Consider the following 20689-nt stretch of genomic DNA (forward strand, 5'->3'; position numbering starts at 1 on the left):
CATTGCTCTCCGGTTACTCCGCCGGGGTCTCCTCACTGCATTCACCCACCAGGGAAGCTCCCATCTCCCAGGTTCCCTCCGCCGGGGCCACATTGGTAATGGTCTGGAGCGCGCCCTGCTCATCCAGATATACCTGTACACTGACTTTGGCTCCCTCGTCCTCATAGGTCCAGGTATAGGTACCATCCCGGGCCATGGCGTCGGTAATATCCATTTCCTGCCCGTCCACGGTGAGCACCGTACGGCCGTCCCGCTCCTCTGCTGTCACCTCGGGAAAGCGCAGGGCGGTAAGCTGCACGCCGTCCTCCATCACCAGCTCCTCCCGGTACTCCCCCACCGTAAAGGAGGAACGGATCGTCGCCACCAGTCCCTCCAGCACCTGGGGATTGGCGGCGCTGACCGAAACGGCCAGCAGGGCGCACAGCGCGGCGGCAATCAGGCCCACCCGCAGGGGGCGGCGGCCGGTTTTGCGGCTGGTTTGCTCTGTCATATGAATAACCTCCTGTAATTTTTCCTCGGAAAGGCGCAGCTCCGAGCATGTTTCACGGTATGCGTTTGGGTCGAACATATAGGTTCCCCTCCTCTTCTTCCTCGTCGGACAGGGTTTTCCGCAGTCGGTCCCGGGCCCGCTGCAGCCAGGTCTGGACGGTGGACGGCTTGACTCCCATGGCCGCGGCGGCTTCTCTGACGGAACAGCCCTCATAATAATAGAGGTAGATGCTCAGCCGGTATTTGGCGTCCAGCGCCATTACCGCCTCAAACACCTCGTCTTTCCGGCTGTCCGGCTCTAAACACCCCTCGTCCCGCTCCTCCAGGGACACGGTCCGGCGGCGCCAGAAGGAGCGCAGCAGCTTCCGGCTCTCGTTTACCGTCACCCGCAAAAGCCAGTGTTTCAGATGCGCCTCACTTTCAAAACCGTCTGTTTGCTGGTACAGTTTGAGCAGCACGGTCTGGACCACATCTTCCGCGTCCGCCCGATTTTTCAGCGCGTGGTAGGCCACCCGATAGAGCATGTCGCCAAACATCCGGGCCGCCCGTTCAAATGTCTCATCCGTCATGGGAACTCCCTTTCTTCATGTTGGTCTGTGAAAGGCCTTTCACTAGGAATACCCGCCGGAGGGCCAAAAAATCTCACCCATCCGAAAAAAACGCGGGACGCTCCCAAAAGCGTCCCGCGCGGCTCACGACTTCATTTTTCCCAACGGCCGGTAAACCACCGCATACATGGTCAGCAGGCAGGCCAGGCCGCCCACCACGTTGGAGATCGGCTCGGCCAGAAACACCCCGTCCACCCCCAGGCCAAGAGCCGGCAGCAGCAGGGTCAGGGGCGCCACGATAAAGGCCTTGCGCAGCAGGGAGAAAAACACCGCCTGCCTGGACCGGCCCAGGCCCACAAACACCGACTGGCCGATAAACTGAAAGGACATGCAAAAGAACGTGGCGAAATAGATGCGGAATGCCGGAATTCCGGCAGCAATCAGATCTGGCTCATTGTTGAAGGTACGGATGAGAAACTCCGGAAAGAGCAGCACCAACAGCCAGACCACCAGGGAATAGGCCATGGTCAGCGCCGTGGTAAAGCGGATCCCCTGGCGCACCCGCCGGTACTCCCCGGCCCCGTAGTTGTAGCCCAGCACCGGCTGGCAGCCGTTGGTGATCCCCTGCACCGGCATAGAGATCACCTCCCGGATGGAGTTGATCACCGTCATCACGCCCACATACAGCTCCCCGCCCCAGGCCTGGAGGGTAGCGTTGCACAGCACCTGGACCAGGCTGTTGGTCATGGACATGGCAAAGCCGGAGGAGCCCAGGGACAAGATCCGCTTCACCCGCCCGGCGTGAAGCCGCAGAGCCGACAGCCTCAGCCGCAGGATGGCCCGGCGGCCGGTGAGAAACCGGAGCACCCACACCGCCGAGCACCCCTGAGAAATCACTGTGGCCAGCGCCGCTCCCCGCACGCCCATGCCCATCCCAAAGATGAAAATGGGGTCCAGAACGATGTTCACCACCGCGCCCACCGTCACCGTCATCATCCCCATCCGGCTGAACCCTTGGGAATTGATGAAAGGATTCATGCCCAGGCCCACCATGACAAAAACGGTGCCCAGAATATAGATGGTCAGGTAGTCGTTGGCGTAGGGAAAGGTCAGGTCGCTGGCGCCAAATAAGTACAGGATGGGACGCCGGAAGGCCAGACACAGGCCGGTCAGGCTCAGCCCGAACAGTATCAGCAGGGTGAAGGAGTTGCCCATGATCCGCTCGGCCTCATCCGTCTCCCCCCTGCCCCGGTGAATGGAGCACAAAGGCGCGCCGCCCATGCCGCACAGGTTGGCAAAGCCCATCAGAATGGAGATGATGGGCAGGCAAAGACCCAGCCCCGTCAGGGCCAGGTGGCCGGGCAGGCGGCCCAGATACATCCGGTCCACCACATTGTAGAGAATGTTGATCAGCTGAGCCACCGTCATGGGAACCGCCATATGGATGATATTGCGGGCCATGCCGCCCTGTGAAAAATCGTTTGTTGCCTGCGTCCGCGTAGCGCTCACCCCATTTTCTCTCTTGCAATACCGGAGCATTTGCAATATAGTATGAAAGATGATTTTTCATTATATAACAACGGGCAGCTGCCCGCAAGACGGAAAGGATGGGATGACGTGGAACTGCTGGATCAGGCCCAGGCCATGAGCGGAGCGCTGAAGGCCCTCAAAGACGAACTGCACCGCCACCCGGAGCTGAGCTTTCAGGAAAGACGTACCACCGCCCTTTTACAGGAAAAGCTGACCCAGCTGGGGCTGGAGCTGGTGGACCTGGGAATGGAGACCGGAGTTGTGGCGCTGCTGCGGGGCGGAAAGCCCGGCAGCACGGTGGCCCTGCGGGCGGATATCGACGCCATTGCCCAGCAGGAGGCCGCCCATGATGGCGCTCTGTCCTGCGTGGATGGGGTGATGCACGGCTGCGGCCACGACTTCCACACCGCCGGTCTCTATGGCGCGGCCAGTCTGCTGTGCCAGCGGCGGGACACGCTGCCGGGCAGCGTGGTATTTCTCTTCCAGCCGGCGGAGGAGGTCACCCAGGGCGCCCAGGCCATGCTGGACCACGGCCTGCTGGAAAAGCTGCCGGAAAAGCCTCGCTACCTCTTTGGCCTCCACAACCGCCCGGAGCTGCCCGCCGGCACCATCGCGGTGATGGAAGGGCCGGTTATGGCGGGTAAAAGCCATTTTACCATCACCCTCCACGGAAAATCGGGCCACGGCGGCTCCCCCCACAAGTGTACCGACGTGATCGTGGCCGGAGCGGCGGTGGTAAACGCCCTGCAGACCGTGGTAAGCAGGGACACAGACCCTCTGGACAGCCTGGTATGCTCGGTGCTCTCCATCCGCGCCGGAACGCCGGATAACTTTGTCCCCGACCTTCTCACCATGACGGGCAGCATCCGTTTCCACCAGGAGTCCGCCCATCAGCGGGCCAGGCAGCGGCTGAAGGAGCTGACCCTGGGGGTGGCCGCCGCCTATGGCTGCACGGCGGAGGTGGCCTTCCACCCCGGCGTGCCCGCTACTGTCAACGGCCCGGAGCTGACCCTGCTGGCCCGGAAGGCCGCCGTAGGACTGGTGGGCCAGGACAAGGTGGTCTCTCCCCGGCCTGACATGGGTTCGGAGGACTTTGCCGTCTTTGGCCAGCAGATCCCCGCCTTTTTCTACTGGCTGGGCTCCGGCGTCCCCGGGGCGGAGAATCCCTGCTGGCACAACGAGCACTTCCGCACCGACGACTCCGCCCTGCCCCTGGCGGCCGCCTTGCTGGCCCGGTCCGCCCTGCTTGGGCTGGAGGCTATTTCCCTGCAAGGCAACAGTTGAACTGGAGGAACCGGAAATGAACCTGTCTACTTATTATACACCTACGAAAATCGTATTTGGAAAGGGCGCGGAAGAGCAGGTGGGCGCCCTGATCCGGGAGCAGGGCTGCCGGAAGGTCCTGCTTCACTACGGCGGCGGCAGCGCCCGGCGCTCCGGCCTGCTGGACCGGGTGGAGCGGTCTCTGGAGGAGGCAGGCGTGGCCTATGTCTCCCTGGGCGGGGTGGTACCCAACCCCCGGCTGAGCCTGGTATATGAGGGCATCCGGCTGGCACGGAACGAGCAGGTGGACCTGATTCTGGCTGTGGGCGGCGGCAGCGTGATCGACTCGGCCAAGGCCATCGGCTACGGCGCCGTCACGGAAGGGGACGTATGGGACTACTATACCGGAGCCCGCAAGCCGGAGGCCTGTCTGCCCATCGGCGCGGTACTCACCATTGCCGCCGCAGGCAGCGAAATGAGCAACTCCTCGGTGATCACCAAGGAGGAGGGCGGGCTCAAGCGGGGCTGCAACAATGACCTGTGCCGGCCCGCCTTTGCGGTCATGAATCCGGAGCTGACCCTGACCCTGCCCGCCTACCAGACCGCCTGCGGATGCGCTGACATTCTGATGCACACCATGGAGCGCTATTTCAACCACGGGGACAATCTGGAGCTGACCGACGGCATCAGCGAGGCGCTGATGCGTACGGTGCTGCGCAACGCTCTGGTGCTGAAGGACCACCCCGAGAACTATCGCGCCCGGGCGGAGATTATGTGGGCCAGCAGCCTGTCCCACAACGGCCTCACCGGCTTCGGCACCGATGGAGGCGACTGGGCCACCCACAAGATGGAGCACGAGCTCAGCGGCATGTTCGACGTGGCCCACGGCGCGGGCCTCACCGCCATCTGGGGCAGCTGGGCCCGCTATGTCTGCCAAAACAGGCTGGACCGCTTCATGCATTTTGCCCTGCGTGCGATGCAGGTTGGACCGGGAGAGGGGATGGAACAGACCGCCCTCCGGGGGATCCAGGCCACGGAGGACTTCTTCCGTTCCATCGGACTGCCCACTTCCCTGAGTGAACTGGGCATCTCCCCCACTGACGAGCAGCTGGAGCAGATGGCGGAAAGCTGCATCCAGGCCGTGGGCGGCAGGCCCCTGGGCACTGTAAAGCCGCTCACCGCCCAGGATGTGGCCGCCATCTACCGTATGGCGCGGTAACAACCCCGGCACATCTTGTCACAATAAAGCCCGCGGCGCCCGGAATTTTCCGGTGCGCCGCGGGTTTTCTGTTGTCAGGCATGCTGGAATAGTTGGGCAATCATGTTGACGCAGCCTTCCATACCGATCTTCCTGCTGTCCAGGCACAGCTCATAGTTATCCGCCTGGCCCCAGCTGGTGCCGGTGTAAAGCTCATAATAGGCCTTCCGCTTCCTGTCCTTATCCCGCAGCCGCTGAACAGGAGATTCCTCCCGCTGGCCGTACACGGACACGATCCGCTCCGCCCGCCGCTCATCGGAAGCGTGGATAAACACCGTCAGGCAGTCGGCGATATCCCGGAGGATATAGTCGGCGCAGCGGCCTACGATGACGCAGGACTCCGCCTCCGCCAGATCTGTAATGACCTTTTTCTGTGCCAGCCACATTTTATCCGCCGCGGACTGGCCATCCTGCTCCCGTCCAGCCATTGCGTTTTCATACAGGCTGTCGGAGGCGGCGTATTCGCTGTGCTGCTCCACGTACTCTTTCGCCAGACCGCTCTCCGCCGCGATCTTCTCGATGAGCTCGCTGTCATAACATGGAATGCCCAGTCTGGCAGCCACCTCCTTGCCGATGGTCCGGCCGCCGCTGCCAAATTCCCGGCTGATGGTAATGACCCTGTTGACGGCTGCAGGCGGAGCGGCAGGCTTCGCCGCCGCCTCCAGCTCCCCGGCAAGGGATTTCTTGAAGCGGATGTACATCGCCATGGCGATGAGGCAGGACAGGGTATCGGTAATGGCCTGCACCCACATCAGGCCGGTTACTCCAAACAGGGCGTTCAGTACCACACACAGCACCGAAAAGATCACGCCCAGACGGAGCACTGCCAGCAGCAGCGAGGTCTTCCACTTCCCCACCGCCTGAAAAATGGAGTTATATATATTGAACAGGCTCATGCCGATGACGCACCAGGACCAGCAGCGCATGAACACGCTGCCCACCTCAATGGTCTGCGCATGGTCGATGAACAGTCTGACAATGGTGCCAGGGAACAGCTGCACAATCACCAGGAAGATCAGAGAGAAGATAAACAGGATCAGGAAAGAGAGGCGGCACGCCTCATGCACCCGCTTGTGGTTTTTCGCGCCGTAGTTATAGCCGATCAGGGGCATGACGCCCTGGGCAATGCCGATGCTGATGTGCAGGGCGATGGTGCCGCACTTGGAGGTCACGCCGTACGCGGCGGACAGGATATTGCCGTTCTCATGGCTCAGCAGCAGACCATTCAGCAGCATAATGGAGACAGAGACCAGCAGTACCGAAATGGCAGCGGGAAATCCCACCGACAGAGTCCCCCAGGCCACTTTCTTCTCCAGAGAGACATACCTGGGCGCCAACGTCAGCACGCTGCTCTTTCTGAGCTTTGCCAGCACCACGAAAAAGTACAGCATGGAGATTACATTGGAGAGCATGGTGGCCACCGCCGCACCGGCCACATCCATCTCAAACACAAAAATAAAGACAGGGTCCAGGATAATATTCATGACGCCACCGATGGTCAGTCCGATGCCGGCCTCCTTGGTCTTTCCCACCGAGCGGACCAGGTGCCCCAGCACCAGCCCCGCCACCGTGGGAATCCCGCCGATGACAAACACCCAGAACAGATAGTCGGTGGTAAAGCCCAGAGTAAACTCGTCCGCGCCGAAAAACAGCAGAATGGGCTGCATGAATACGGCCAGCAGCACTGACAAAACCGCGGTCAGGGCAATGCTGGCCCAGAAGGAAAAGGCGGACGCCTTTTTGGCGGTGGTCTCATCATTCTGTCCCAGGCTCCTGGCAATGACGCTGTTGGCGCCGATGCCGAACAGATTGGCCACGGCGGTCAGCAGGGTATAAATGGGAAAGGTGATGGACAGGGTGGCAATCTGGTTCGGGTCGCCGATCTGTCCGATGAAAAAGGTGTCCGCCAGGCTGTAGAGAATGACGATGATCTGGCTGACCACTGTAGGCACGGCCAGCTTGGCCACCGCTCTGCCCACAGGCATGGATGTAAACAATTCGTTGTCTTTTGTCATGGCTTACTCCTCTGAATTCCGATACTTGTCTCCGAGTTCCGCATGCAGGCCGTCCAGAAAACACTGTACGGCAATATCCCGGCTTTTTTTCAGATCAATGGATTTGTAATAGTAGAAGTATCCCAAATCCTCCTCCGAAATAAAGCCGTGCAGAATGGCACGGAACACCCGCTGCCAGTGGGCCACACTCTCCTCTGTCAGGCCGTAGTCCGTCAGAATCTCCACCACCGTTTCCAGCAGCGGAATGGCCACCTCTTTCGCCCGTTCATCCTCCTCCGAGGGAATGGACATGATCAGCCGATACAGTCCCTTGTTTTCGGTGGCAAAGGTGTGATACGCCTCCGCAAACGCCCTTACCGCCTCGTCCTTTCGCTTGTTTGCCGTTGCCGCCCGCTGGTTGGCCACAAATTGGCCGATGGCATACTGAAAGATCTCATACCGCAGCTCTTTTGTGTTTTTGATATGATTATAAAGAGACGGCGTCTTTACCCCCAGCCTTCTCGCCACCTCGTGCAGCGAGACCACCGGCTGGCCGGTGCTCTCCATGCAGGCCACCGCCTCCGCCAGAATGAGGTCTTTCGTCAGCCCTTTCGCACTCATTCCATTTCCTCCTTAAAACTAATGCTATTAGTTGTCAAGAGAAATGACACATTTTTGTTTTGCAAAAAAGCGCAAAAAACCCGCGAAGCATTGCAATGCAATGCTTCGCGGATTTTTCAGGTCACTCCCACTCGATGGTGCCAGTAGGCTTCGGCGTCAGGTCGTACAGAACCCGGTTGATGCCCTTCACCTCATGGGTGATGCGGTCGGTGATATGCTGGAGCAGGGCAAACGGAACATCCTCCACCGTGGCGGTCATGGCGTCCACGGTATTGACTGCCCGGATAATGGCGGGCCACTCATCGGCACGCTTGCCGTCCCGGACGCCCACACTCTTGATGTCGGGCACCACGGTGAAATACTGCCACACCTTGCCCTCCAGGCCGTTCTTGGCAAACTCCTCCCGGAGGATGGCGTCGGACTCCCGCAGAGCCTCCAGCCGATCCCGGGTGATGGCACCCAGGCATCGCACACCCAGGCCGGGGCCGGGGAAGGGCTGGCGGTACACCATGTTGTCCGGCAGGCCCAGGGCCTTGCCGCAGGCACGGACCTCGTCCTTGAAGAGCATCTTCAGCGGCTCCACCAGCTCGAAATCTAGATCCTCCGGCAACCCGCCCACGTTGTGGTGGCTCTTGACCGCCTTCACGGTCTTGGTGCCGGACTCAATGATATCGGGGTAAATGGTACCCTGACCCAGGAAGGAAATCCCCTCCAGCTTGCGGGCCTCCTCGTCAAAGACCCGGATGAACTCCTCGCCGATGATCTTGCGTTTGCGCTCCGGGTCGGCCACACCGGCCAGCTTGTCCAGGAAGCGGTCCACCGCGTCCACATAAATGAGGTTGGCGTCCATCTCATGGCGGAACACCTGTACCACCTGCTCAGGCTCCCCCTTGCGGAGCAGACCGTGGTTGACGTGAACGCAGGTGAGCTGCTTGCCCACCGCCTTGATCAGCAGGGCGGCCACAACGGAGGAATCCACGCCGCCGGAGAGGGCCAGCAGAACCTTCTTGTCCCCCACCTGGCGGCGGATCAGCTCAATCTGGTCGGCAATAAAGTTCTCCATATTCCAGTTGGCCTGCGCGCCGCACACGCCAAAGATAAAGTTGGACAGCGCCTGCTTGCGCGCCTCCAGGTCCTCCGGCCAGGGGGCGTCCCCCTTGTGGTCGGCCAGCAGCACCGGCACCTCGCAGTTGTAGATATCTTTGGAGACGTCAATCTCCACCCCGTCCACCACACGGTTGGGGCCGCCGTTGAGAATGATGCCCTTTACATTGGGCAGGGCATGGAGCTCCTCCAGCGTAATGTCGTGGGGATGGATCTCGCTGTACACCCCCAGCGCCCGGATCTCGCGGGCCAGCTGGGCGTTCTGGTCGCTGCCCAGGTCTAAGATAAGGATCATATCTTGCTTCATCCCGGTTCCTCCCTGTTACATAGTTTACCGGCCCCGATTATACCATACTCCCGGAACAGATGCATCCCTAAGTTTCAGAATTCGCCCCTTCCTCCGGCACATACTCCAGCAGATCCCCAGGCTGGCAGTCCAGCGCTCTGCAGATGGCCTCCAGGGTGGTGAAGCGCACCGCCTTGGCGTGATTATTCTTCAGGATGGACAGGTTAGCCAGGGTGATGTCCACTTTGGCGGAGAGCTCGTTGAGGCTCATTTTCCGCTTGGCCATCATCACATCCAGATTGACTATGATCGGCATGGCTCCACCCCCTAAATCGTGAGATCGTTTTCCGCCTTCAGCTCCGCTGCCTGCCGGAACAGGGCAGACATCACCAGGCAGAGCAGCCCCGCCATAAAGAATACAGGGACAAACAGGGCGTTATAGGACAGCAGCGGCTCAATGGTGCGGTAGTACGCCAGACCCCAGATCAGCCGCACTAGAGCAGCGGCGGAGATGAGGAAGCTACACACCGCTGAGCGGCGGAGGCTTTTGCTGTTCTTCTCCTGAAAGGGCAAGCCCTCCAGCACCGTGTCCAGCACCCGCCGGGCCTGCCACAGCACTACAGCGGTACACACGCCGCAGAACAATAAAAAGGCTGTCAGTACCAGAGCGTAGGTTTCCTCCAACAGCCAGATCTCCTGCCAGGAGGCCAGAAAATAGGCCGCCAGCCGCAGGATAATTATGCCGCCCTTCTCTCCTTCCGCCCCAAAATAGCTGATACCCGCTGTCAGCTCCTCCAGGCTCCTCAGCCGGGCCAGCCCGGCCAGCAGCGGCAGCACCAGCAAATTGCATACAAACGTGATGCTTACCAGCACCTTCAGTGCCCCCGCCAGCTTCTGCACGGCAGTCTTTTCCATGGTATCTCCCCCTTTGGGGAGAGTATACCACTTATTTTATCGTTTTTCAATAAAAACAAAAGAGCGTCCCAAGGACGCCCTTCTGTTATACTTGAATGGCCCCCAGCACTTCTCCGATGGGAGCGTTGATCACCAAATCGGCCTCCCTGTCGTAGGGGGTGGGGCTCTTGTTGATGAGGGTCAGCTTTTTCCCCCGGTAGTAGCGGATCAGCCCCGCCGCCGGGTATACCGCCAGAGAGGTGCCGCCGATGATGAGCATATCTGCCCGGGAAATGGCCAGCACGGCAGCCTCGATGGTCTCCTGATCCAGCGACTCCTCATAGAGCACCACGTCGGGCTTGATGGTGCCGCCGCACACCGGGCAGCGGGGCACGCCTTCACCCTTCATCATAAAGTCCAGATCGTAAAACTGATGGCACTTCATGCAGTAATTGCGGTGAACGGAGCCGTGAAGCTCATAGACGGTGGCGCTGCCCGCCGCCTGGTGCAGTCCGTCAATATTCTGGGTCACCACCGCCCGCAGCTTGCCCGTCCGCTCCAGCTCCGCCAGCTTCAAGTGGGCGGCGTTGGGTTTGGCATGGGGAAAGAGCATCTTGTTGCGGTAGAACCGGAAAAACTCCTCCGGATTATCCTCAAAAAAGGTGTGGCTCAAAATGGTCTCCGGCGGGTACTGGTACTGCTGGTGATACAGCCCGTCCACGCTGCGGAAATCAGGGATGCCGCTCTCGGTGGACACCCCGGCCCCGCCGAAAAAGACGATGTTTCCGCTTTGGCTGATCCAGTCCTGAAGCTGTTTGCGCTGCTCGTCCATGAGAGCTCCTCCTTTTATTTCGTTTTCCGGTGGCGGCAGTAGGTATGGGGACAGCTAGAGCAGCCGCCGCAGTCGCAGCCCCGTTTCCCCTTCAGACTCTGGTGGAACCGGTAGATGAGGTAGACCGCCGCCCAGATAATGAGGGCGGCTACCCCGATGTAGATGGCAATTTTCAGCATAAGCTTACCTCAAAAACAGAGAGCCGATCTGGTACACCAGGAAGGACCCGAGCCAGGCGGCGCACAGCTGCCAGCCAATGGAGGCCAGGGTCCACTTCACCGAGTTCATCTCCTTGCGGATAGTGGACACCGCCGCCACACAGGGGACGTAGAGCAGCACGAACACCAGGAAGGAGTAGGCGGCCAGGGGGCTCTGGAAGGTACCGCCCAGGGCGGCGGCAATGGCCGCCCCGCTGGCGGTGACGGAAAAGCCGTAGAACATGCTCATGGAGGACACCACCATCTCCTTGGCGATCAGACCGGAGAGGAGGGCCACCGCCGCCTGCCAGGTGCCGAAGCCCAAAGGTACAAAAACAGGGGCCAGGAAGGAGCCGATGGCGCCCAGGATGGAGTATTCCGCATTGGACACCATACCGAACGCCCCGTTTTCCACGCCGAAGGTCTGGAGGAACCACAGCAGCACGCTCATGGCCAGAATCAGGGTTCCCGCCTTAACCAGGAAGCCCTTTACCTTCTCCCACACATGGAGGGCGATGTTTTTCAGGGTGGGCAGGCGGTAGGGGGGCAGCTCCAGCACGAAGGCGGCGGGCTCCCCCTTGAACACCAGCTTTTTCAGCAGGACGCCGGAGATAATGGCGAAGATCAGCCCCAGGAAGTACAGGGAAAATACCACCAGTCCGCCGTACCGGGGGAAGAAGGCGGCGGTGAGCAGGCCGTACACCGGCAGCCGGGCGGAGCAGGACATGAAGGGCACCAGCATGATGGTCATGCGGCGGTCCTTCTCATTTTCCATGGTGCGGGCGCCCATGACAGCGGGCACCGTGCAGCCGAAGCCCATCAGCATGGGAATAAAGGCCTTGCCGGACAGGCCGAACCGGCGCAGCAGCCGGTCCATAATGAATGCCGCCCGGGCCATGTAGCCGGAGTCCTCCAGGAAGGAGAGGAACAGAAACAAAATCGCGATCTGGGGCAGGAATGTCAGCACGCCCCCCACGCCGGCGATCACGCCGTCCACCAGCAGGGCCTCCACCCAGGGGGCGGTACCGGCGGCGGCCAGAACACCCCGCACCCACTGGGCGAAATAGCCGCCGATGAGGGTATCCACCCCGTCGGCCAGCACCTGACCGGGGCCGAAGGTAAGGGCGAACATGGCCAGCATCATCAGCATAAAGACTGGAATGGCCAGGAATTTGTGGGTCACAATGGCGTCCACCCGGTCGGACAGGGTCGGGGCGCCCAGGGGCCTGCCCCGCTTGACGCAGCCCTCCACCACCTTCTGGATAAATTGATACCGGGCGTCGGCGATCAGGGTCTCCCGGTCGCCCAGGTCATAAGCCCCCTCATATTCCCGGCACACCGCCTCCAGCTTCTCCTTGGTGCCGCTGTCCAGGCCCAGCGCCTGCTCCACCAGGGAGTCCCCCTCAATGAGCTTGATGGAGGCCCAGTGGGCGGGGATATGGGCGGCGTAGGCCTTGTCGTGGATCAGCTCGCCCACCTTGTGGTGGATCTGGTGGGTGAAGCCGTCGTACAGATCATCGGGCTCCACCGTGACCCCCACGTGCATCTGATTGTGGGCCACCTCCAGCAGCTCCTGAATATTCTTCCCCGACCGGGCGGTAATGGGGATGACGGGCACGCCCAGGGACCGGGACAGCCCCTCCACGTCGATCTTATCCCCGTGCCGCTCCACCTCGTCCATAAAATTCAGGGCAATCACCATAGGCCGCTCCAGCTCCAGCAGCTGGGCGGTGAGGTACAGATTGCGCTCGATGTTGGTGGCGTCGATGATGTCGATGATGGCGTCGGGCCGCTCCCCCACGATGAAGTCCCGGGCTACGATCTCCTCCATGGAGTAGGGGGACAGGGAGTAGATACCGGGCAGATCCACCACCGTCACCGGCTTGCCGTCTACCTCCGCCCTGCCCTCCTTCTTCTCCACCGTCACGCCGGGCCAGTTGCCCACATACTGATTGGAGCCGGTGAGGGCGTTAAAGAGGGTGGTCTTGCCGCAGTTGGGGTTGCCCACCAGGGCCAGCTTCATCTCCCGGGTGTCGTGGCTGGCGTAATCCGGCTCCCCGCCGTGCTCCGCCGCCTCGTGGGCGTGGTCGGCGTCCATGCGGCGCAGCGTCTCCTCGTCCGGAATATGCTGCACCATACCCATGCGCTGGCGGCGCGCCCTAGCTCGCCGCTCCCCCTCCTCGCCGGTGGCGATGAGGATCTGAGCCGCGTCCGCCTTCCGCAGGGACAGCTCATAGCCCCGCAGATTCAGCTCCAACGGGTCCCCAAAGGGGGCCACCTTGCGGACCGTCACCTCCGTGCCGGGGGTCAGTCCCATATCCACCAGCCGGCGCTTCACCGGCCCGTTTTCATTGCCCACCCGGAGAATGGTGCCCCGCTGACCGGGAAGTACCTCCTCCAGGGTCTGTTGACTCTTGTTTCTCTCTTCCGTGTTCATGCTTTTTCCATCCGCCCTATCAAAAGTTAAACAAGTCTAATCGGCCGCTTCATTATACTACGATACAAGGCGGACACGCAAGGGATGGGATCTGCCATTTTTCACAAATATATCAAAAAAGAGGGATGGCCAACTGCCATCCCTCTCGTTTCATATTCGGATTACTCCTCGTGGTGGTCCTCACAACCACAGCCGCAGCCGCAGTCGTCGTCCTCACAGCCGCACTCGTCGGACAGGTCCAGCGCAAACTTCTGCTTGCAGCCGGGGCACTGGATCACGCCCTCCTCCAGCACGGACTCGTCGATCATCAGAGTCTCCCCGCAGTTGGGGCACTCCACCTCAAAGAAATCGTCGTCGTCGCAGCCGCAGCCGCACTCGTCGTCGTCCTCATCCTCGTCGTCATACACGACCTTCTCCACGTCGGAAAGGTCGTCGGAAATGGCGTCGATCTCCTCGCCCAGGGCCTCGGCACTCTCCTCCAGGTCCTCGATGGACATGCCGATCTCCTCCAGGATGCCGATCATCACGGAGATGAGCTTGCCCTCCTTGGACTTCTCGGTGTCGATGTTCAGGCCCTCGGCCAGGCCCTTCAGGTATGCGACCTTCTCAGAAATCGTCATAGCACGCTCTCCTTTTCGTCAGCAGGCAATCTCAGGCCTTGCAGCGCTCCAGATACTCGCCGGTACGGGTGTCGATCTTGATCTTGTCGCCGGGGTTGATGAACAGAGGCACCTTGATCTCGGCGCCGGTCTCCAGGGTGGCGGGCTTGGTCACGTTGGTGGCGGTGTCGCCCTTGAAGCCGGGATCGGTCTCGCTGACCTCCAGCTCCACGAAGGTGGGGGGCTCCACGGCGAAGATCTTGCCCTTGTAGGAGTTGATCTTGCACACCATGTTCTCCTTCACAAAGCGGAAGTTGTCACCCAGCATCTCGGAGCCGATGGGCACCAGGTCATAGCTCTCGGGGTCCATGAAGTAGTACAGATCGCCGTCGTTGTAGCTGTACTCCATGTCCTTGCGCTCCACATAGGCCTGCTCGAACTTGGCGGTGGGGTTGAAGGAGGTCTCGGTCACGCCGCCGGTGATGACGTTCTTCATCTTGGTGCGAACGAAGGCGGCACCCTTACCGGGCTTGACGTGCTGGAACTCCACCACCTGCATGACCTGACCGTCCATCTCAAAGGTCACGCCGTTGCGGAAATCACTGGCAGTAATTGTAGGCATTGGTATTCATCCTCCAGACAGGTATTCATAAATTCAGCTAAGCTATTTTACCCTATTATTCCCCTGTTTGCAAGGCTTTTTACAGAATAATCAGTTCTTTGGGGGATTTGGTCAGATCCACGGTGCCATCGGCGGTATAAATGAGCACATCCTCAATGCGAACGCCAAACTTTCCGGGCAGATAAATCCCCGGTTCAGCGGACACGGCGGCCCCTACGGGCATGGGAGTCTCGTCCCGGCTGTTGGCGTTGGGAGACTCGTGGATCTCGATGCCCACGCTGTGGCCAAAGCCATGGCCGAAGTAGGGGCCGTAGCCAGCCTCCTCGATGACCTTGGCAGCTGCGTTGTGGATCTCCTTGCCGGGCACGCCCGCCCTGGCCTTGGCAATACCCGCCAGCTGGGCCTTCAGCACGGTGTCATAGACCTTCCGCATCTCCCCGGTAGGCTCGCCCAGGGCGATGGTACGGGTCATATCAGAGCAGTAGCCCCCCACCTTGCAGCCGAAGTCCATGGTGATAAACTCGCCCTTCTGCACCTGCTTGTCCCCGGGGATGCCGTGGGGCAGGCTGCCGTTGGGACCGGACACCACGATGGGGTCAAAGCTCATCTTCTCCGCGCCCCGGCACAGCATCTCATACTGGAGCCGGGCGGCAATCTCCCGCTCGGTCATGCCGGGCTGGATGAATTTCAGGATGGCGTCAAAGGCCTGGTCGGTGATCTCCTGGGCCTTGGTCATCAGGGCGATCTCCTCCTGGTCTTTGGAGGCCCGCAGGGTGTTGAGCAGCCGCTGGGCGGGGACCAGCTCGCAGGGCAGAGCCTTTTCATAGTCCCGCCAGGCGGCCACCGTCAGATAGCCGTCCTCAAAGCCCATCTTCCGGATACCCAGCTCCTCCACCGCCTGGACCACCAGGGGCTTCTGGGCGGCAGAGGCGGTGGTCATGGTCACCTTGGCGCCGGTCACCTGCTTCTCCGCCGATTCAATATACCGGGAGTCGGTGAAGTAGCGGCACTCGCCCTTGGTCACCACCACCGCGCCCTCGCCGTGGAATCCAATGGCGTAGTACTCCCCGGGATCGCTGAGGATCAGCATGGCGTCCAGGCCATACTCGTCCAGCTTGGCGGCAATCTGCTTGAGATGATTCATCAAAAAGACTTCCTTTCTTCCTATAAGCGGCCTTACAGGGCCCCTTGATATAACTGTTTCATAACCAGCGCGTCCTCCGCCTGGGTACCCGCCGACTCGCAGATAAAGGTGGGGCTCCAGCCCCGGCGAGCCACCTCCGCCATCAGGGGGGCGGGGTCGGGCCCGAACTCCTCCTGGGCAAAGGTCAGGTGCATCTTCTCTCCCCCGTTGGGGGTGAACTGGATCTTGGAAAAGTGGCTGTGGAAGCGGGAGGCCCGCTCCTCCCCCAGCACCGCCTGGATCCGGTCCAGCATCTGCACGCAGGCCTCCCGGCCCTCCAGCTCCCCCAGGGAGCGGGCGTACAGATGGCCGAAGTCCACGCAGGGGGTGAGCCGTTCATCCAGCGTACACAGCTCCAGCACCTCGTCCAGATCCCCCAGCTGGTTGATCTTGCCCATGGTCTCCGGGCACAGGGTTATGTGGCCGTACCCGGCGCCGTCGCAGGCGGACACCACCTCTTTCAGGGAGTGCAGGGCGATGTCCTGGGCCTGACGGCGGGTGCGCTTCATCAGCGCCCCGGAGTGGATCACCACCCGGGTGGCCCCCATCCAGTCCGCCGCCTGGCAGGCGGCGGTGATATAGCCGATGGTCTTTTTCAGGCTGTCCGGGTCGGGGTTGGCCAGATTGATAAAATAGGGGGCGTGGAGGGACAGGGCGATGCCCGCCTCCCGCGCCGCCGCCCCAATTTTCCGGGCGGTCTCCTCCCCCACGTTGACCCCCTTGCCGCACTGGTACTCATAGCAGTCCAGCCCCAGTCCGGCCAGCCAGCGGGGGGCCTCCGCCGAGGATTTATAGGGAAAGGACTCGGCGTTGCCCGCCGGGCCAAATTTTGCGCTCATAGTGGTTTTGTTCTCCTTTTCGTCAGGGCGCGGAAGGGCCACTCCACGGCGTACCGCAGATAGCGCCCCGGATTGCCCGCCAGCCGGATGGGCTCCACCAGCAGGGTGAATACCCCGGCGTTCCGCCCCCCCAGGATATCGGTAAAGATCTGGTCTCCCACAATGGCGGTTTCCTCCGCTGTGCGGCCCATCTGCTCCATGGCTTTGTAAAAAGAGCCCGGCTTTGGCTTTCCGGCGTGGCCGATAAAGGGGACCCCCAGAGCTCGAGAAAAGCGGCCGGGCCGCTCCGGATGGCGGTTATTGGACAGAACGAACAGGGTGACGCCGTGGCGCTCCAGCGCCGCCGTCCATTCCCGCACCTGCTCCGTGGGCTCCGGCACCCCGTAGGGCACCAGGGTATTGTCCAGGTCGGCCAGCAGCAGGCGGATCCCTCGCCGGGCCAGGGCCGCGGGGTCGATATCATAAATGCTCCGCCCGGCCCAGTGGGCCGTCAGGGGAAAGGCCATGGTGTCACCTCGTCTATTTCTGGTTTGGTCCGCATAGAATTATACACATTTCTCATCCCATGGACAAGGGGGTTGCTGGAATATGCAAGGAAAATCTGACCTGCTCCTCACCGCGCCGCCGGGAGACAGCCGGGCGGCCCTCCGCTTTGGGCTGCCGGTAGCCCATGCCGCCTACCGCATCGGAGGCGGGCCCCACCTGTTCCGGGCCAGTCTGCCCGTCCCCATCCGGGGCGGGGTGATGGCGGTGGACTGCGCCGGTTTCGACGGTCGGGGAGAACCGGGTCCTTTCTGTCAGGAGGTGCTGCGGGAGTGCGCCGCCCGGGGCTTTACCGGGGTGCTCTGCGACTTTGAGGGCCGTCCCCTCCCGCTGCTGGTCCAGATCCTCCGGGAGCTGGAGGAGCTGCTCCAAAAGCGGGGGTGGCCCCTCTACGTGCCCGAGAGCTACGGCTCCTACACCGCCGGGGCCAGGGTGCTGATCTCCTCCGCCCTGTCCGGCGGCTCTCTCAGCCAGCGGCTCCGGGACGCACTGAATCAGTACGGCCAGGGCCGGGTGGTGCTGGCGGTGGAGCGGGTGGCGGAGGACTTCTTCCTCCCCTCCCCCGACGGCCAGGGCACCCCCCTGTCCCGAGAGGCGCTGAGCGCCATGCTGGAGCAGCGGACTCCCTCCATCTTTTTCTCCAACCAGCTGTGCGCCCACTACTTTACCTACATGGCCCGGGACAACGGCGCCCACTTCGTCCTGTTCGACGACGCCGGTTCCATCCGCAAAAAGCTCCTTCTGGCCCGCAACCTGGGCATCCGGCAGGCGGTGCTGGCCTATTCCCAGGTGGACGACCTGCTGGAGGACATTCTGCGGGAGGCATGAAAAAACGGCGGAGCGCTCCGGGCGCTCCGCCGCTTGACACCGATTATTCCCAGAGCTGAAGGTTCTCGTCCAGCACCGCCCGGCGGTGATAGCTCACGTAATCCGGGGAGGCGTCGGGACAGTGCTGGCGGATGGCCGCCATGATCAGCTCCGGATTCAGGCCGGGGTTCTGGGCCTTCAGGATCAGGTCCAGAGCGATGGTATCCCGCCGCTCCTCCACCGTGGCCTGGCGGATGAGTGGAATCAGATCCACCTCCACCTTGCCGCTCTTGGCCTTCTTGCTCCGCTTCTCCATCACCAGGGACTTTTGAGCCAGCAGATCCCGGATGGCGCTCTCCGTGCCGTAGGGCGCGCCCGCCTCATACTCCATGGTGACGATATAATTGACAAAGCCCAGCTCTTTGACCGGCCGGGTCCCCTCATAGCAGCGCTGGACGGTGATCCCCGCCGGAAGGGCGGCGTTCATTCTGGCCGGCACCTGGTCCAGAGGAGTGTCCAGCACCTGGCACTCCAACACCTCGCAGGAGCTGGAGAATCCCACCGACAGGGGCAGGGGGATGGAGACAAAGGCGTGGGGATTGAATCCCTCGGTATGCTTGATAGCGATGCCCGCCCGGAGGAAGGAGCGCTGAAAGGTGCGCATCAGATCCAGATGGGAGATAAATTTGGCGGTGTCCGCCTTGGAAAAGGCCAGTCTATGCATCGCATTTCCCTCCCGGACAGAAGTGATTGGCTCCGCAGCCGGAGCACTGGGTCCGGCAGTCGGGGGTGGTGGACGCCGCATAGGCCCGCTCCCGCTCCCGCCACAGGAACTGCCGGGACACCCCCACGGAGGTCACGTCCCAGGGGAACCGCTCGTCCTTGTCCCGGACCCGGTTGGCGTAAAAGGCCGGATTCACCCCGCAGGCGGAGAAGGCCTCCAGCCAGCGGTCAAAGTCAAAGCCCTCGCTCCAGGCGTCAAACTTGGCGCCGCTGCGCCAGGCGGTCTCGATCACCTCGGCCACCTTCCGGTCGCCCCGGGCAAAGACCGCCTCCAGGAAGCTGGTCTGGGAGTCGTGCCAGTTGTAGCGGATGGACCGGCCCCGCATGTGGTCCCGCAGCAGCTTGACCCGCCGCTGATACTCCTCCATGGAAATCTGGGGCTCCCACTGGAATGCGGTGTGGGGCTTGGGCACAAACCAGGCGGTGGACACGGTGATGGTCACCCCCCGCTTGGGGTTGGGGGTGGTCTCCTTCCAGGCCTGATACACCTTTTCCGCCAGGTCGGCGATGCCCAGCACATCCTCGTCGGTCTCGGTGGGCAGGCCCAGCATAAAGTAGAGCTTCACGCTACTCCAGCCGCCGGAAAAGGCGGTGCGGCAGGAGCGGAGGATCTCCTCCTCGGTGAGGTTCTTGTTGATGGCGTCTCGCAGGCGCTGGGTGCCCGCCTCTGGGGCAAAGGTAAGCCCCGACTTGCGCACGTGCTGCACCCGCTCCATAAGGCCCAGGGAGAAGTTGTCCGCCCGCAGGGAGGGCAGGGACAGAGAGACCTTGTTGGGCTCGCACCACTCCAGCAGGCCGTCACACAGATGCTCCAGAGGCCGGTAGTCGCTGGTAGACAGGGAGGACATGGTCATCTCCTGATAACCGGAGTCCTTGCAGGCCTCAATGCCCTGCTGAATGAGGATTTCCGGGTCCCGGGCCCGCACCGGCCGGTAGGCGTACCCCGCCTGGCAGAACCGGCAGCCCCGGATGCAGCCCCGGAAGAGCTCCAGCATCACCCGGTCGTGGACGATCTCGGTGGAGGGCACAATGGTCTTTACCGGGAAATAGCTGTGGCTGAAGTCCTGGACGATCCGCTTGGTCACCACCGCCGGGGCCTCCTCCAGCGGGGTCACCGACGCCAGGGTGCCGTCCGGTCCATAGGTCACTTCATACAGAGAGGGAACATAGACCCCGGGAATCTGGGCGGCGGCGGCCAAAAACTCCTCCTTGGTCCAGTACTCGTCCCGGGCCTTGCGGTAGAGGTGGATGATGTCCTGACTGACCTCCTCCCCCTCTCCCAGCACAAACAGGTCCACGAAGGGGGCCAGGGGCTCCGGGTTATAAGCGCAGGTACCCCCCGCCACCACGATGGGGGCCAGGTCGCACCGTTCCTCGCTGCGCAGGGGCAGCCCGGCCAGGTCCAGCATGTTGAGCACATTGGTGTACGCCATCTCATAGCCCAGGGAGAAGCCGATCAGGTCGAAATCGGAGATGGCGTCCCCGCTCTCGAGGCCGTACAGGAGGATCCCCTCCCGGCGCATCTCCTCCTCCATATCCAGCCAGGGGGCGAACACCCGCTCGCACCAGACGCCCTCCATCTCATTCATGACGCCGTAGAGAATACGCATGCCCAGATTGGACATGCCGATCTCATAGGTGTCCGGAAAGCAGAGCGCGTAGCGCACGTCCACGCTGCGGCGGTCCTTGACCACCGCGTTATATTCTCCCCCGGTGTAACGGGCGGGTTTCTGCACCCGCGGGAGGATATGTTCCAATGTACGATTCATGCCGAACCCTCTCTATGTTCCAAAAGTTAACGAATCCCAATAGGGCATGTTATTATACTATACAAAATGGTAGAAAGCAAGTTCAATTTCT

21 protein-coding genes are annotated in these 20689 nt (G+C 61.7%); 3 read left to right on the forward strand and 18 right to left on the reverse strand.

Features of this window, described 5'->3' with window-relative positions; all coding sequences use genetic code 11:
• Positions 1–13: 13 nt before the first annotated feature.
• The 3 genes from B5F88_RS05375 to B5F88_RS05385 form a co-directional block, all read right to left on the reverse strand.
• Positions 14–490: a hypothetical protein gene (locus B5F88_RS05375; RefSeq protein WP_087342572.1), complete on the reverse strand. Its 477-nt coding sequence runs from the start codon at positions 488–490 to the stop codon at positions 14–16.
• A 52-nt stretch (positions 491–542) separates the two neighbouring features.
• A complete protein-coding gene (locus tag B5F88_RS05380) occupies positions 543–1058 on the reverse strand; it encodes a sigma-70 family RNA polymerase sigma factor (RefSeq protein WP_087342573.1) in 516 nt (171 codons plus the stop codon).
• A 123-nt stretch (positions 1059–1181) separates the two neighbouring features.
• On the reverse strand, positions 1182–2498 hold the full coding sequence (locus tag B5F88_RS05385) for an MATE family efflux transporter (RefSeq protein ID WP_087342576.1): 1317 nt from the start codon (positions 2496–2498) through the stop codon (positions 1182–1184).
• A gap of 156 nt (positions 2499–2654) precedes the next feature.
• Here B5F88_RS05385 and B5F88_RS05390 point away from each other — a divergent pair, with 156 nt between their 5' ends.
• Both B5F88_RS05390 and B5F88_RS05395 read left to right on the forward strand, forming a co-directional pair.
• Entirely contained in the window at positions 2655–3851 is a 1197-nt protein-coding gene (locus tag B5F88_RS05390) for a M20 family metallopeptidase (RefSeq protein WP_242959645.1), read from the forward strand.
• A 16-nt stretch (positions 3852–3867) separates the two neighbouring features.
• Positions 3868–5049, forward strand: coding sequence for an iron-containing alcohol dehydrogenase (locus tag B5F88_RS05395; protein WP_087342582.1), 1182 nt, complete (start codon positions 3868–3870; stop codon positions 5047–5049).
• A 74-nt stretch (positions 5050–5123) separates the two neighbouring features.
• On the opposite strand, the gene B5F88_RS05400 is transcribed toward B5F88_RS05395, so the two are convergent.
• The 13 genes from B5F88_RS05400 to B5F88_RS05460 all read right to left on the reverse strand — a co-directional run bounded on the left by B5F88_RS05400 (position 5124) and on the right by B5F88_RS05460 (position 17202).
• Positions 5124–7103, reverse strand: coding sequence for an MATE family efflux transporter (locus B5F88_RS05400; protein ID WP_087342585.1), 1980 nt, complete (start codon positions 7101–7103; stop codon positions 5124–5126).
• A gap of 3 nt (positions 7104–7106) precedes the next feature.
• On the reverse strand, positions 7107–7703 hold the full coding sequence (locus B5F88_RS05405; protein WP_087342588.1) for a TetR/AcrR family transcriptional regulator: 597 nt from the start codon (positions 7701–7703) through the stop codon (positions 7107–7109).
• Positions 7704–7824: 121 nt separating this feature from the next.
• Complete coding sequence (gene guaA, locus B5F88_RS05410; RefSeq protein ID WP_087342591.1) at positions 7825–9114, reverse strand: glutamine-hydrolyzing GMP synthase; 1290 nt, start codon at positions 9112–9114, stop codon at positions 7825–7827.
• Between the two features lie 67 nt (positions 9115–9181).
• Complete coding sequence (locus tag B5F88_RS05415) at positions 9182–9409, reverse strand: helix-turn-helix transcriptional regulator (RefSeq protein WP_087342594.1); 228 nt, start codon at positions 9407–9409, stop codon at positions 9182–9184.
• An 11-nt stretch (positions 9410–9420) separates the two neighbouring features.
• A complete protein-coding gene (locus tag B5F88_RS05420; protein WP_087342597.1) occupies positions 9421–10008 on the reverse strand; it encodes a DUF2975 domain-containing protein in 588 nt (195 codons plus the stop codon).
• Positions 10009–10093: 85 nt separating this feature from the next.
• Entirely contained in the window at positions 10094–10819 is a 726-nt protein-coding gene (locus B5F88_RS05425; protein ID WP_087342600.1) for an NAD-dependent protein deacylase, read from the reverse strand.
• 14 nt (positions 10820–10833) lie between these two features.
• A complete protein-coding gene (locus tag B5F88_RS05430) occupies positions 10834–10998 on the reverse strand; it encodes a FeoB-associated Cys-rich membrane protein (RefSeq protein ID WP_087342603.1) in 165 nt (54 codons plus the stop codon).
• Between the two features lie 4 nt (positions 10999–11002).
• The gene (gene feoB, locus B5F88_RS05435) at positions 11003–13453 is read right to left on the reverse strand and encodes a ferrous iron transport protein B (RefSeq protein ID WP_087342605.1); all 2451 of its coding nucleotides are present in this window, start codon (positions 13451–13453) and stop codon (positions 11003–11005) included.
• Between the two features lie 161 nt (positions 13454–13614).
• Positions 13615–14073, reverse strand: coding sequence for a CD1247 N-terminal domain-containing protein (locus B5F88_RS05440; protein WP_087342608.1), 459 nt, complete (start codon positions 14071–14073; stop codon positions 13615–13617).
• 31 nt (positions 14074–14104) lie between these two features.
• Positions 14105–14674 carry an elongation factor P gene (efp, locus tag B5F88_RS05445; RefSeq protein WP_087342611.1) on the reverse strand — a complete coding sequence of 190 codons (570 nt, stop codon included), beginning with the start codon at positions 14672–14674 and terminating at the stop codon, positions 14105–14107.
• 79 nt (positions 14675–14753) lie between these two features.
• Entirely contained in the window at positions 14754–15818 is a 1065-nt protein-coding gene (locus B5F88_RS05450) for an aminopeptidase P family protein (protein ID WP_087342614.1), read from the reverse strand.
• A gap of 32 nt (positions 15819–15850) precedes the next feature.
• Positions 15851–16696: a TIM barrel protein gene (locus tag B5F88_RS05455; protein WP_087342617.1), complete on the reverse strand. Its 846-nt coding sequence runs from the start codon at positions 16694–16696 to the stop codon at positions 15851–15853.
• Positions 16693–17202 carry a YqeG family HAD IIIA-type phosphatase gene (locus tag B5F88_RS05460; protein ID WP_087342620.1) on the reverse strand — a complete coding sequence of 170 codons (510 nt, stop codon included), beginning with the start codon at positions 17200–17202 and terminating at the stop codon, positions 16693–16695. Before B5F88_RS05460 ends, B5F88_RS05455 begins: the two co-directional genes overlap by 4 nt.
• An 82-nt stretch (positions 17203–17284) precedes the next feature.
• On the opposite strand from B5F88_RS05460, the gene B5F88_RS05465 reads away from it, so the two are divergent.
• Positions 17285–18067, forward strand: coding sequence for a hypothetical protein (locus tag B5F88_RS05465; RefSeq protein WP_087342622.1), 783 nt, complete (start codon positions 17285–17287; stop codon positions 18065–18067).
• A gap of 43 nt (positions 18068–18110) precedes the next feature.
• On the opposite strand, the gene B5F88_RS05470 is transcribed toward B5F88_RS05465, so the two are convergent.
• Positions 18111–18770, reverse strand: a complete 660-nt coding sequence (locus B5F88_RS05470; RefSeq protein WP_087342624.1) for a TIGR03936 family radical SAM-associated protein — start codon at positions 18768–18770, stop codon at positions 18111–18113.
• On the reverse strand, positions 18763–20598 hold the full coding sequence (locus tag B5F88_RS05475) for a TIGR03960 family B12-binding radical SAM protein (protein WP_087342627.1): 1836 nt from the start codon (positions 20596–20598) through the stop codon (positions 18763–18765). Before B5F88_RS05475 ends, B5F88_RS05470 begins: the two co-directional genes overlap by 8 nt.
• Between the last annotated feature and the right edge of the window lie 91 nt (positions 20599–20689).

This window comes from Flavonifractor sp. An306, assembly GCF_002159455.1.
Classification (GTDB): domain Bacteria; phylum Bacillota; class Clostridia; order Oscillospirales; family Oscillospiraceae; genus Flavonifractor.

What these genes read in the sequence shown, in the direction of transcription:
- B5F88_RS05375 (WP_087342572.1), bottom strand. Translation starts at nt 490, where the DNA reads ATGACAGAGCAAACCAGCCGCAAAACCGGCCGCCGCCCCCTGCGGGTG.
- B5F88_RS05380 (WP_087342573.1), bottom strand. Translation starts at nt 1,058, where the DNA reads ATGACGGATGAGACATTTGAACGGGCGGCCCGGATGTTTGGCGACATG.
- B5F88_RS05385 (WP_087342576.1), bottom strand. Translation starts at nt 2,498, where the DNA reads ATGGCCCGCAATATCATCCATATGGCGGTTCCCATGACGGTGGCTCAG.
- B5F88_RS05395 (WP_087342582.1), top strand. Translation starts at nt 3,868, where the DNA reads ATGAACCTGTCTACTTATTATACACCTACGAAAATCGTATTTGGAAAG.
- B5F88_RS05400 (WP_087342585.1), bottom strand. Translation starts at nt 7,103, where the DNA reads ATGACAAAAGACAACGAATTGTTTACATCCATGCCTGTGGGCAGAGCG.
- B5F88_RS05405 (WP_087342588.1), bottom strand. Translation starts at nt 7,703, where the DNA reads ATGAGTGCGAAAGGGCTGACGAAAGACCTCATTCTGGCGGAGGCGGTG.
- guaA (WP_087342591.1), bottom strand. Translation starts at nt 9,114, where the DNA reads ATGAAGCAAGATATGATCCTTATCTTAGACCTGGGCAGCGACCAGAAC.
- B5F88_RS05415 (WP_087342594.1), bottom strand. Translation starts at nt 9,409, where the DNA reads ATGCCGATCATAGTCAATCTGGATGTGATGATGGCCAAGCGGAAAATG.
- B5F88_RS05420 (WP_087342597.1), bottom strand. Translation starts at nt 10,008, where the DNA reads ATGGAAAAGACTGCCGTGCAGAAGCTGGCGGGGGCACTGAAGGTGCTG.
- B5F88_RS05425 (WP_087342600.1), bottom strand. Translation starts at nt 10,819, where the DNA reads ATGGACGAGCAGCGCAAACAGCTTCAGGACTGGATCAGCCAAAGCGGA.
- B5F88_RS05430 (WP_087342603.1), bottom strand. Translation starts at nt 10,998, where the DNA reads ATGCTGAAAATTGCCATCTACATCGGGGTAGCCGCCCTCATTATCTGG.
- feoB (WP_087342605.1), bottom strand. Translation starts at nt 13,453, where the DNA reads ATGAACACGGAAGAGAGAAACAAGAGTCAACAGACCCTGGAGGAGGTA.
- B5F88_RS05440 (WP_087342608.1), bottom strand. Translation starts at nt 14,073, where the DNA reads ATGACGATTTCTGAGAAGGTCGCATACCTGAAGGGCCTGGCCGAGGGC.
- efp (WP_087342611.1), bottom strand. Translation starts at nt 14,674, where the DNA reads ATGCCTACAATTACTGCCAGTGATTTCCGCAACGGCGTGACCTTTGAG.
- B5F88_RS05450 (WP_087342614.1), bottom strand. Translation starts at nt 15,818, where the DNA reads ATGAATCATCTCAAGCAGATTGCCGCCAAGCTGGACGAGTATGGCCTG.
- B5F88_RS05455 (WP_087342617.1), bottom strand. Translation starts at nt 16,696, where the DNA reads ATGAGCGCAAAATTTGGCCCGGCGGGCAACGCCGAGTCCTTTCCCTAT.
- B5F88_RS05460 (WP_087342620.1), bottom strand. Translation starts at nt 17,202, where the DNA reads ATGGCCTTTCCCCTGACGGCCCACTGGGCCGGGCGGAGCATTTATGAT.
- B5F88_RS05465 (WP_087342622.1), top strand. Translation starts at nt 17,285, where the DNA reads ATGCAAGGAAAATCTGACCTGCTCCTCACCGCGCCGCCGGGAGACAGC.
- B5F88_RS05470 (WP_087342624.1), bottom strand. Translation starts at nt 18,770, where the DNA reads ATGCATAGACTGGCCTTTTCCAAGGCGGACACCGCCAAATTTATCTCC.
- B5F88_RS05475 (WP_087342627.1), bottom strand. Translation starts at nt 20,598, where the DNA reads ATGAATCGTACATTGGAACATATCCTCCCGCGGGTGCAGAAACCCGCC.